At 64.5% G+C, this 10,456-nt stretch carries 17 protein-coding genes and 1 pseudogene; 10 read left to right on the forward strand and 8 right to left on the reverse strand.

Annotation, left to right across the window (positions count from 1 at the left end):
* Positions 1–402, forward strand: a pseudogene (locus EN738_RS35970) (hypothetical protein); the annotation flags it as partial.
* 141 nt (positions 403–543) lie between these two features.
* On the opposite strand, the gene EN738_RS23375 reads toward EN738_RS35970, so the two are convergent.
* The 4 genes from EN738_RS23375 to EN738_RS23390 are packed head-to-tail and all read right to left on the reverse strand — an operon-like array spanning position 544 to position 3,639.
* Positions 544–1,716 carry a hypothetical protein gene (locus EN738_RS23375; RefSeq protein WP_127285769.1) on the reverse strand — a complete coding sequence of 391 codons (1,173 nt, stop codon included), beginning with the start codon at positions 1,714–1,716 and terminating at the stop codon, positions 544–546.
* Complete coding sequence (locus EN738_RS23380) at positions 1,713–2,609, reverse strand: HTTM domain-containing protein (RefSeq protein ID WP_189605934.1); 897 nt, start codon at positions 2,607–2,609, stop codon at positions 1,713–1,715. The genes EN738_RS23375 and EN738_RS23380 overlap by 4 nt, the downstream gene beginning before the upstream one ends.
* A complete protein-coding gene (locus EN738_RS23385) occupies positions 2,593–3,141 on the reverse strand; it encodes a hypothetical protein (RefSeq protein WP_145966909.1) in 549 nt (182 codons plus the stop codon). The genes EN738_RS23380 and EN738_RS23385 overlap by 17 nt, the downstream gene beginning before the upstream one ends.
* Positions 3,142–3,168: 27 nt before the next feature.
* A complete protein-coding gene (locus tag EN738_RS23390) occupies positions 3,169–3,639 on the reverse strand; it encodes an Lrp/AsnC family transcriptional regulator (protein WP_127285772.1) in 471 nt (156 codons plus the stop codon).
* Between the two features lie 111 nt (positions 3,640–3,750).
* Here EN738_RS23390 and EN738_RS23395 point away from each other — a divergent pair, with 111 nt between their 5' ends.
* Positions 3,751–4,317 carry an alpha/beta hydrolase gene (locus tag EN738_RS23395; RefSeq protein WP_127285773.1) on the forward strand — a complete coding sequence of 189 codons (567 nt, stop codon included), beginning with the start codon at positions 3,751–3,753 and terminating at the stop codon, positions 4,315–4,317.
* An 11-nt stretch (positions 4,318–4,328) separates the two neighbouring features.
* Here EN738_RS23395 and EN738_RS35640 read toward each other — a convergent pair whose 3' ends face one another.
* Both EN738_RS35640 and EN738_RS23400 read right to left on the reverse strand, forming a co-directional pair.
* Positions 4,329–4,484, reverse strand: a complete 156-nt coding sequence (locus EN738_RS35640) for a hypothetical protein (protein WP_189605938.1) — start codon at positions 4,482–4,484, stop codon at positions 4,329–4,331.
* Positions 4,485–4,669: 185 nt separating this feature from the next.
* Positions 4,670–5,026 (reverse strand): SPW repeat protein, encoded by a 357-nt coding sequence (locus EN738_RS23400; RefSeq protein WP_127285774.1) that lies wholly within the window; start codon positions 5,024–5,026, stop codon positions 4,670–4,672.
* Positions 5,027–5,330: 304 nt separating this feature from the next.
* On the opposite strand from EN738_RS23400, the gene EN738_RS35645 reads away from it, so the two are divergent.
* Positions 5,331–5,486 (forward strand): hypothetical protein, encoded by a 156-nt coding sequence (locus EN738_RS35645; RefSeq protein ID WP_245494637.1) that lies wholly within the window; start codon positions 5,331–5,333, stop codon positions 5,484–5,486.
* Positions 5,487–5,521: 35 nt separating this feature from the next.
* Here EN738_RS35645 and EN738_RS23405 read toward each other — a convergent pair whose 3' ends face one another.
* Positions 5,522–6,493 carry an SDR family oxidoreductase gene (locus EN738_RS23405; RefSeq protein ID WP_127285775.1) on the reverse strand — a complete coding sequence of 324 codons (972 nt, stop codon included), beginning with the start codon at positions 6,491–6,493 and terminating at the stop codon, positions 5,522–5,524.
* Between the two features lie 173 nt (positions 6,494–6,666).
* Between EN738_RS23405 and EN738_RS35650 the strand changes: the two genes are divergently transcribed.
* Genes EN738_RS35650 through EN738_RS23415 form a run of 4 tightly spaced genes read left to right on the forward strand, consistent with a single transcriptional unit; the run spans position 6,667 to position 7,638 of the window.
* Entirely contained in the window at positions 6,667–6,843 is a 177-nt protein-coding gene (locus EN738_RS35650; protein WP_189340408.1) for a hypothetical protein, read from the forward strand.
* Between the two features lie 34 nt (positions 6,844–6,877).
* A complete protein-coding gene (locus EN738_RS35655; protein WP_187331517.1) occupies positions 6,878–7,033 on the forward strand; it encodes a hypothetical protein in 156 nt (51 codons plus the stop codon).
* A 6-nt stretch (positions 7,034–7,039) separates the two neighbouring features.
* Complete coding sequence (locus EN738_RS23410) at positions 7,040–7,348, forward strand: DUF982 domain-containing protein (protein ID WP_127285776.1); 309 nt, start codon at positions 7,040–7,042, stop codon at positions 7,346–7,348.
* Complete coding sequence (locus EN738_RS23415; protein ID WP_127285777.1) at positions 7,345–7,638, forward strand: hypothetical protein; 294 nt, start codon at positions 7,345–7,347, stop codon at positions 7,636–7,638. The genes EN738_RS23410 and EN738_RS23415 overlap by 4 nt, the downstream gene beginning before the upstream one ends.
* A 3-nt stretch (positions 7,639–7,641) precedes the next feature.
* Here the strand turns inward: EN738_RS23415 and EN738_RS23420 are convergent, their stop codons facing one another.
* Positions 7,642–8,361 (reverse strand): Crp/Fnr family transcriptional regulator, encoded by a 720-nt coding sequence (locus EN738_RS23420; protein ID WP_127285778.1) that lies wholly within the window; start codon positions 8,359–8,361, stop codon positions 7,642–7,644.
* Positions 8,362–8,643: 282 nt separating this feature from the next.
* On the opposite strand from EN738_RS23420, the gene EN738_RS23425 reads away from it, so the two are divergent.
* The 3 genes from EN738_RS23425 to EN738_RS23435 all read left to right on the forward strand — a co-directional run.
* Entirely contained in the window at positions 8,644–9,165 is a 522-nt protein-coding gene (locus EN738_RS23425; protein WP_127285780.1) for a ferritin-like domain-containing protein, read from the forward strand.
* Positions 9,166–9,308: 143 nt separating this feature from the next.
* Positions 9,309–9,710, forward strand: a complete 402-nt coding sequence (locus tag EN738_RS23430) for a low affinity iron permease family protein (protein ID WP_127285779.1) — start codon at positions 9,309–9,311, stop codon at positions 9,708–9,710.
* Between the two features lie 219 nt (positions 9,711–9,929).
* On the forward strand, positions 9,930–10,456 hold a 527-nt coding region (locus EN738_RS23435), incomplete at its 3' end, for an RNA ligase family protein (protein WP_281034321.1).

Genomic DNA, 10,456 nt, shown 5'->3' on the forward strand with positions numbered 1-10,456 from the left:
GCGGGGAGGACGGTGGAAATGGCGGGGGCGCAGGCGGCAATGGTGGGGACGCGGGTGGAAATGGCGGGAACGGCGGCAACGGTGGCTCCGCAGGTGGCAATGGCGGAAACGGTGGCAACGGCGGGAACGGCGGCTCCGGTGGAAACGGTGGTTCCGGCGGAAACGGTGGGTCCGGCGGCAACGGCGGTTCCGGAGGAAACGGCAGTTCCGGAGGAAACGGCGGCTCCAGCGGGAACGGTGGTTCCGGCGGTAATGGCAGCTCAGGAGGAAACGGCAGCTCGGGTGGCAACGGCAACTCCGGCGGCCATGGCGGCAGCCGTCACGATACCGGCCATTCGGATGGCGGCCCGCGTTCCTGCGCAACCTCCCAGGGATCGTCTTGCTGATCCGGCCTGTCCTTGACGGGCGTCGCGCGTAAGCGGGTGCGGATGACGCGCTTCAGGTTCCTGTTTTGATGCATGGCGCCCGTGCAGCCGCGCGACAAACATCAGGCTCCCGGAACCCGGGCGAACGTCGGAACGCGGCGGGTCGCTCCCTGGACCGCTAGCGACCCGTGCGGTAGGCGAAATCGTCGATCGCCGCCTGCCAGTAATGCAGTGTCCGGATCTCGAGCCGCGTGATGCGTCTGTAGTCGGCCGCGAAGTAGACCTGACCGTTCGCCGACAGCACGAACTGATCCTCATATGCGGGCTCATCGCCCCGCCAGGCCTTGACGATAAGCGTCTCGCCCTCCGCGTCGTCCCAGCCCACGCCGAAATAGGCGCCTGTGAAATCGAACGGCTTATCGCTGAACACCTGCGCCGGGTGCCCCGAGCTGTTGTAGGCGATGAATTCGCCCGACATGGTGGTGTTGATGTAGCCCGGGCCAGCGGTGAAGCTCTGGTGCATGGCAACGAGGTTGTACCAGTTGAGCCCGCCATAACCGGACGGAATTTCGAACACGCCGGGCGACGTCATCAGGTCGTCGAAGCCGACAATATGCTGGTTGGGCAGCGGCTCCTCCTCAGGTCCGCCTTTGCCCGAGACCGCTGAGATCACCACCGGCGCCGCGCCGACGACAATGCGCCGGCGCTGCGTCGCCCCGCCGACCGACACGTCGACCAGCCATTCGCCCGATGTCGCGGGTGCGCTGAAGCGCCCGTCTGGACCGACCTTGGCGGCGGCCGTGACGCCGTCCGGCCCTGTCAAGGAAACGCGCGATCCGGCGGCGACCGCGCCGCTGATCGTCAGATCCGCCGCGAGCCCGACCGGGTGTGTCGTGCGCAGCGCGATCATGTCGCCCGGCGATCCGGGCGAAACGACATAGTCGCTTTCCTGCGAGGCGTTGCCGGTGGTGACGGAGAAGCCCGGCGGAGGCACGACCCGGAACGCGTAATGTCCGGGGTCGACGACTTCGAGATCGCGCTGGATGACCGACATCCGGAAATTGGCGAAGCCGTCGACATTGGTCAACCGCATGATGGTGCTGCCGTTCGGCCTGTCGAGCTCGACGGCCGCGCGCGACATAGGTCGGTCGCCGAGATCGTAGACGCCGTTCCTGTTGAGGTCGCGGAACACGAGCAGCGACGTGTTCATCTGGCCGCCGTTGAAGGACCCCCACGCGCGCTTGGGATAATAGGCCTCAGCACTGCCGGCACGGGCCGCGCCGCAGATCATGGCCAGACCGATGGCCCCCGCGGCCACGAGAGCGCCCGAAAACAACAAACCACGCTTCACGAAATTTCCTCTCCGGCAGTCCTTGCCATTCCGATCCCCTCGAGACGCGCAATGACCTTGTCGACGGCATCGGCATCGAAATAGGCGAGATAGAGCAACGCCATGGTGGCGCTGAACGTATAGACCGGCAGCGTCAGATAGATGATGGCGTGAAAGGCCAGGCCCGGCAGGATCAGATAGCGCCTGCTGCGGCGAAACGGCAGGCCGAAGGCAAGGCAGTATTCGAGCGCGACCACGGCGACGGACACGATGATTGCGATCCAGGCAAGGCCGGCCGGATAGTCCGAGCCGGCGTAGTACCAGAGGAATATCTGCTCGATCCGCGCGCCGCTCAAAAAGGCGTAGCTCGACTTGTCGAAGGCGGCGAAGAAATAGAGCACCGAGAGCTGCACCACGATCAGCCGCAGCCCCCACAGATTGCCGCGTTCCGCCGGCGGTGGCAGGCCGGCGCGTTCGGCGCGCATCACCGCCAGGTAGCGGTCCAGCGAGTAGGAGCGGCCGCAGGGGGTGAGCGCGATCAGAAGGGCTGCGATGGCTAGCAGATAGACATGATGGTGGGTCCAGGGCTCGTGGCCAAGCTGGAAGCCGAAATAATAGTACATCGCCAGCCCGACCGTGCCGGCCCAGACGGCGGCGATGCGGCTGTGATAGCCAACGAAGAGCAGCGCTGTCGCCATGAAGAAGTTGACGGCCAGAAAGAGGCCGGCCGGCGATTGGTCGATGTAGAGCAGCAGTTCGCCCGCCCAGCGCGACCAGAACAGCATTGCCAGACCGATACGGATCAACGCGGACGAACGCGACGAGCCCTCGGTGTCGACCGCCCAGCCGACGAAGCGTGCCGCCACGGCATCGATCGGACGCCAGCCGGCGATGGCGTCAGTCGGCGCAGGCATTTTCGGCATCGGTATGGATGATCTGCCAGCCGCCGCGGGCGGCCTGGCGCGCGCGGACACGGATGTCGGCGCCCTGCCCGGCGGCCGTGCAGAGCCGCTTGATGACGGAAGCGAGTTCGTCACGGCTTTCGATCCGCTTAAGCCTGCCGTTGCGAGAGGCGCCGAGCATCTCGAAGCGGTCGAGCGGGACAAGCGCGCCGTCGGGCAGGCGGATTTCGAAGGAAGCGTCGATCACGCCCATCCCGATCGCGCTGAACATGGTCCAGGACCGCAGCCATGCCGATCGGACCCCGAAGACCTGCTCCGCTACCGGTCCGGCGATCATGAACGCGGCGATGGCGATGAATGCGAACAACCGCAAGCGCCCTGCCGACAGCCGCCCGGCAGGCTCCGCACTCACCCTGATCGAGACGATATCCGTCACCCGCGCACCCCCGCCCCGATATAGACCGGTTCGACGCCCGTTTTTCAACTCCCCCCAGAAAAAGTCAGGGCTCGAGGCCGCGTTTGTGGCCGATGCGCGGTGCGCCACTGGCGGCGGTAGACTGCACCTCGGCGCTCATCTCATGACCAGCTCCCGCCCCAGCCGCTTCGGCGGCTCGGCCCGCAGCACCACATTCGTGGTCACCGCGCCGTAGCGGCCGATGCCATCGACGATTGCCTCGAGATCGGGCGGCGACGGGACGAGCACCTTGACCAGGAAACAGTCCTCCCCGGTCACGCGCAGGACCTCGATCACCTCCGGCATCTGCGCGAATTTCTTCAGGCAGGCCTGGATGTGCTCATGCGTGGTGCGCAGGCGGATGACGGCCATGGTGCCGAGCCCGAGGGCGGTCGGGTCGACCACCGCGCGATAGCCGGAGACGATGCCGCGCTCTTCCAGCCGCTTCACCCGCTCGGAAGTAGCGGGCTGGGACAGGCCGACACGCCGGCCAAGCGCGGAAATGCCGATGCGGCCGTCCTCCTGCAGGATCTCCACGATCGCCATGTCGGTGGGGTCGAGCCTCGCTCTTGTCTCGCCGTTTGCCATGCCTGCCTTCAATCCATCGGGAAACCTGCCTGCTTTCCGATGATCTCTCATTCCGCCGGCTGGCGGAAGGCCTAGAATTGCCGGCATCGCATCGACAGGAATAGGCAGTCCATGAACGAATTCATCATCGTGCCCGGCATCGGCGGATCGGGCGAAGCACACTGGCAGACGCGCTGGCAGCGGGCGAACCCGGCCATGCGCCGCTTCAGCCCGGCAAGTTGGGAGCAGCCGGATCTCGACGACTGGATCGGCGCCCTCGACGCTGCGGTGGCGGCGGCGAATGCCCCGCCTGTGCTGATTTCCCACAGCCTCGGCTGCCTGCTGGTCGCGCATTGGCAGCTTGTCTCGAAGGATGCCTGCGCCGGCGCCTTCCTGGTCGCGGTTCCCGATCCGGCGAGCCAGGCCTTTCCGGCCTCGGTGCGCGGTTTTGCCGGCGCGCCGGCGGGACGGCTCCGCTTTCCCTCGCTCATCGTCGCCAGCAGCGACGACCCCTACGGCTCGCTCGATCATGCCGAGACAAAGGCCGCGCAATGGGGAAGCGGCCTCCATGTTGCGGGAGCGCTCGGCCACATCAATGGCGACAGCGGACTGGGTGATTGGGCCGAGGGAATGAAACTGTTGGCGGCTTTCGCGAGCGAGGCCGGGCGAACTGCGCTGCTGGATGCAGGCACGGATTGACCGGGCCGATGCTAGCCGGACGGGACCTTCGAATTCTGGGCCTCGCGCCTGGCAGCCTCCTCCTTCTGCTTCTCGGCATCGGCCTTGCGCTTGGGGCAGTCCTCGAATTCGTGGTCGCGGCCGCCGCAGTAGGAGCAGCATTTCGCGGGCGTTTCGGGGTAGAGCATCGTGGCCATTCCCAAGAATGCACGAACTGCTTTCCGGTTGCAGCAATTCGTGAAGGCTCGGCCACCGGCGTTCAGCCCATGCCCCGGCATGTCTCCTGCGCAGTCCCGGACGGGCCGCACACTTTTCCTGGAATTGCTTTTAAGGAGCTCGCCGCTCGCGCGGCGGGCTCCCAGTTAATCACCCGTCACGCATGCGCGTGCGGATGATGGACATCCCAGACCGCCCAGGCCGATGCGGCAACCACCAGAATGCCGAGGACAACATGGGTCGCCATCGCGTTGGCGTTTGCCATGAAGCCCAGCAGCCAGGGTGAGACGATCAGCCAAAGGCCGAGGACGAGATTGACCCATTCTTCCCACTCCGCGAACACCGAAAGCGTCGCCAAGGCCAGCGCGCCGAGCGCAACGCCTACGATCCAGGCGTTCCACGCGGGCATCGTCTCAGCGGCGAACCCGATGATCCAGGGGGAGATGAACAGGCAGATCGCGAGGACAAGATTGATCCAATCCTGGCCCCTCTTTCCTTCCATCATCATTGCCATAGACAACCTCCATGAAGATGAAGCTTGACCAAAGCACTACGTTTCGCGTGCAAGAGCACGCTTAGTCATTGATATAATTACGTTTCAAAATCCTTCAAGGTTTAGGCTACTTTTGCCTGACCCGCGGCCTCCGTGCCGCCGGCTGGAGATGCGCTTTTTTGGAGGAACCCTCGGGCCATCAGCACGTTCGCCCATGATCGCATTGCAAATAGCAAAAATTTGCATTGGCAAACAAAGTTGCCATATTAGCTGACTAAACGATTCGTGGTATCGTGAACCGATGGCCAAGAAGAAACCAAGACCGATGCTTTCCGCGATCCCGGCCGCCTCCGCGGCCGAGGCCTATGAGGCAACCTACTTCGCCCGCAAATGCGGCCTGACCCGCGACGAGGCGCTCCGGATAATGCGCGAGGCGCAGGTCGTCGTGAAGGCACCCTCCGAAGGCAAGCGCAAGGGTTAGGCCCCTCCCCGCATCTCAAGATTACGCAAGCCTCCTCAATAGCCGCCGACGATCGGCAGGATCTCGCCGGTGATGTAGCTTGAGCATTGCGGCGAGGCGAGGAACACATAGGCCGGCGCGATCTCCTCCGGCTGGGCCGGCCGCTTCATCGGCGTCTTGGCGCCGAACTGGGCGACATCCTCGGCCTCCTTCTCCGAAGGGTTGAGCGGCGTCCAGACCGGGCCCGGCGCCACCGCGTTGACGCGGATGCCCTTGCCGATCAGGTTGCCCGACAGAGCGCGCGTGAAGGCGTGGATGCCGCCCTTGGTCATCGAATAGTCGACCAGATGCTTCGACCCCTCGATGCCGGTGACCGAACCGGTGTTGATGATGGCCGAGCCCGGCTTCATGCGCGGCACGGCCTCCTGCGCCATATGGAAATAGCCGTAGAGATTGGTCTTCAGCGTGGTGTCGAAATGCTCCTCGGTGAGGTCGGCGAAATCGGTCGAATGAATCTGGAAGGCAGCGTTGTTGACCAGCACGTCGAGGCCACCCAATGCCTTCACGGTCTGCTCGACCGCCTTGCGGCAGAAGGCGCGCTTGGCGACGTCGCCGCGCAGCGCCAGGCAGCGCCTGCCCTCGGCCTCGACGGCGCGCTTCGTCGTCTCGGCGTCGCGATCCTCGCTGAGATAGGCGATGGCGACGTCGGCGCCTTCGCGCGCGAACAGCACCGCCACGGCGCGACCGATGCCGGAATCGCCGCCGGTGATCAGCGCCACCTTGCCGTCGAGTTTCTTCGAGCCCTGCCAGAACGGCGCGTCGTAGAGCGGCGCCGGCTCGATCGCCCACTCCTGGCCGGGCTTCGGATGATGCTGCTTCGGAAAAGGCGGTTCGGGATAGCGGCGTGCGCCGGCCTGCATGGCGGCCGGCTCCTTAGCCTTCGGGCTGCGGCGGTCGCGGGCGTCGACCTTGCGCTGCACCCGGCGCTGCTTCTGGGCGGCTTTCGACGTGTCGGACCTTGTCAGCATCGGTTTCTCCTTCGGTTCGAAGGGACAACGCATGCCGGCCGAAAAGGTTGGCGGGCGAAAACCTGGTCGCAAATGAACCGGGTCCACCCGTCCGACGGATACATCAAAGTTAAATGCGGCCGACAGGCGTGAGGTGGTAGGTCACTGGCGGCGGGGGGCACTGGGAGGAGCCCATGGACGTTCGAAATCTGATCGGCAGATTGTCCTCCACCTTGCTGCGCCAGCGCGCGGCCGCGTCGCCGGCTGCCTTCAGGCCGAGCCGCGACGCGCTCGCCGACGTCCCGCTGAAGCCGCGACCGCGGCCACCATTTCGGCCGCAGCCGCCGATCCGGCCGGCAAGCAACATGTAGCCACCGACGCAGCCAAGGCGGAGACAAGCATACCATGAAATGGGCAGGCATGAAATCGGCAGAGATGAAATCGGCAAACATGAGATCGCTTGAGATGACTCATCCGCTTCTGGTGCTTGGCATCGCCGCCTTCACGATCGCGCCCTTCGCGGGGCTGCTGTGGCGAACGAGGGAGTGGTTCGGCTGGTGAACGGCGATGAGCCGGTTCCTGCCCCTGACGATCAGGTTCGCCGACGGCGGCTCGATGGTCGTTTCATCCATCGCCGAGGCGAAGAAGGCACTCGCCAGGGCATGGAAGGACAAGGACGCGCCGGCCTATGTCGCAGCGGCGCGTCTGGTGGATGACGCGCTCGAAGGGATCTGCCGGCCCGCCGTCGCCTTCGCAGCGTTCAAGAAGGCCGCCGCCGAGCAAGGACTACTGAGGCCGGCCGCACCGAGTGCCGCGCTTACCATGCTGGACCAGTTGTGGTCGCCGGGCAGCAAGCCCGACCGAGAGCCCGATTGAACCACGCCATGGCCTGGGATGTACGGATCGGCGACGAAGTGATCGTGAACGCCACCGTGCTTACGCTGCTCGGCAGCGGTCGCGCGCGGGTCCGCATCCCGACTCACAATTATCCCTGTGCGATCGACCCGCCGGCCGGCGCCAAGGCCGGCGATCGGATCACCATCGCGGGTCACGTCACTGAGGTCGACCACGACAAAGGCAGGGTGACGTTCAAGGCGGGCGGCCTGGTCACCGTCGACATAGCGTCGGTCGCTGCCTGGAAGTCGGTGCTTCGCGATCCGCCCTGACGCCTATCGCGGCTCGCGGTTCATGCTGAGATAGGTCGGGTCGAACTCGGCCATCGCCACCAGCAGATCCCAGTCGAGGATGGTCACGGTATAGTTCGACCAGCTGACCAGGCCGATATTGCGCAGCATGCCGATGACCCGGTTCATATGGACGACCGAAAGCCCAAGCACGTCGGCCAGTTCGGCTTGCGACAAGGGAAGCTGGAAGCTCATCCCGGACGTGCGCTTGACGACCTGGAGGCGGACGAACAGCTCGCAGATGAGATGGGCGAGATGCGAGGTCTTCGAACGCCGGCCCATGGCGACGATCCACTCTCGGTGAATGGCGCCGTCGACGAGCGTGTCCAGCCACAGGAGCCGGGTGAGATGGGGCGCCTGCTCGGTGATGGCGCGCAGCTTGGCGTGGTCGGCGGCAGCGACATGGCAGGGCGAGAGCGCGATGATGCCATGGTCCATTGTCTTCAGCAGGAAGGCGTGAAGGTCGACGAAATCGCCGGGGACCTGCAGTGAGGTGAACTGCCGTCCGCCATCCTCCAGCACCTTGTAGCGCGCGGCGATGCCGTCGAGGATAAGGGTGCTGTGGATCGGCCTCGACCCTTCGGAAACGATGTCCTGCCCCGTGGCGACATGTCGTTCGGTCGAGATGGCACCCGCCAGCAATTCCTTTTCCGCCTCCGAGAGGAGGTCGTGCTGGCCAAGGTTCAGATAGAGGGATTCGAGCATTCGGTTCCGATCCTGCGTGCACCGCCAAGAGCAAACGCCGCAGCGGGCGCCTGGTTGCAGCCAGCGCGGCTGACGATCGGCAGGCGCGCCGGGAGACTTGCAGACAGGAGAGCCGTCCAGACCTGCGCGCCGGGCGCCGTCCACGACTTGGGTTCACGAAATATTTCGGATGGAACATCCGTTCCCGGCCGCGCTTATCGTGATGCAAGGAAACGGCGCTTGCGATTTCACGAGCGCCGTTTCTTTGCCCCCTCAAGTCGCATCAAACGATGGAGCAAAGTGATGGCAAGGAAGAATTCGTCTGGCGCGGCGAACGGCCTGGAGAGCCTGTTCGTGGACGGCCTGAAGGACATCTACTACGCGGAAAAGAAGATCCTGAAGACGTTGCCCAAGCTGGCGAAGGCCGCCCAGTCGAAGGAACTGAGCGCAGCCTTCGAGAAGCATCGCATGGAAACAGAGGGACAGGTCGATCGCCTGGAACAAGTGTTCGAGCTGATGGGCAAGGCTGCAAGGGGCAAGACCTGTCCGGCGATCGACGGCATCCTCGAAGAAGGCTCGGAAATCCTCGAGGAGTACCAGGACGAGCCGGCGCTCGACGCGGGCCTGGTGGCGGCCGCCCAGGCCGTCGAGCATTATGAAATAGCCCGCTACGGCACGCTGGTCGCCTGGGCGGAGCAACTGGGCCTCAAGGACGCAGTGCCGTTGCTGCGCGAAACGCTGGCGCAGGAGTCCGCCACCGACGAGGCGCTCAGCGCTTTGGGCGAAAGTGGCGCGAACCAGCGGGCGTTGCAGGCGGCCGCCTGAACCGCCGCGCACGCGATCGTCCGCAATTGCGGTCCCGGTCGGCACCGGGGCCGCGTGCGATCACCAGGATTCCATGAACAACCGGGCGTATCGGCCGCAACCTGCTGCCGACGGGCTCAAGCTTTGGCACGACGCCATCGAGCATGGCGCAGCAGGCGGAGGATTTAGGGTTGGAACGAATATTCAACCGTGTCGCGGAGGCGGTCGCCCATGCCGCGGGTCGCCCCTGGGCTTTCGCCTCATGCCTGGCCTGCGTGGTCGCCTGGGCCTTGTCCGGACCGGTGTTCGACTTTTCGGAGACCTGGCAACTCGTCATCAACACCGGGACCACCATCGTCACCTTTCTGATGGTGTTCCTGATCCAGAACACCCAGAACCGCGATGGTGCAGCCATACAGGCGAAGCTCGACGAACTCATACGGTCCGGACAGGGAAAGAACGACTTCATCGGCATCGAGCACCTCACGGAAGCCGAGGTGCAGGAATTCAGAAATCGGTGCGCCGAGGCCAAGCAGGCTCAACTGCGTTCTGAGGACGCCTACTGAAGAGACGGCCCTTTATACCACCAGCCTGGAAGAAGCCCTGACCATGGGGCTCGGCATGGCAAGGCCGGAGCGTCTGTGACGTCGGCCGACAATTTATTTAAGCAATCGCTAACGGAACACAACCGGCCGTGCGATATTGAATCAAATTCGAGCATCGCGCGGGGAGTCCCGATGCCTAAGCCCGCCGGCAGGGACCGGTTGTCCTTTATCGAGCCGCTGATGCCGACGCTCGTCGACAAGCCACCGGAAGGCGACGGCTGGATTCATGAAGTGAAATTCGACGGCTACCGCTCCCAAATTGTTCGGGACGTGGACGGCGTGCGCATTTTCAGCCGCCGCGGTCTCGACTGGACAGCAAAATATCGCGACCTTGCCAAGGCCGCGAGCGGGCTCGACGCTGAGGACGCGATCATCGACGGCGAAGTGATCGTCACGAATGAGGCTGGACTGTCCGACTTCAAGGCGCTGCGCAAGGCCATCACAAGTCGGCAACAGGACCTCTATTTCGTCGCCTTCGATCTTCTCCACCTCAATGGCCGCGACCTCCGCGACATCCCGCTGGAGGACCGGCGCGAGATCCTAGCCGAGATGATCCCGCCTGGCGGGCGCATCCAGTTCAGTCAATCGTTGCCGGGCGATGCCAAGTCCATCTTCCATCTCATCGATCAAGCCGGCCTTGAGGGCATGGTTTCGAAGCGCAAGGAAAGCAAATATCGATCCGGCAATTCTACGGCCTGGCTCAAGGC

The organism is Mesorhizobium sp. M4B.F.Ca.ET.017.02.2.1 (assembly GCF_003998955.1).
GTDB classification, from domain to species: domain Bacteria; phylum Pseudomonadota; class Alphaproteobacteria; order Rhizobiales; family Rhizobiaceae; genus Mesorhizobium; species Mesorhizobium abyssinicae.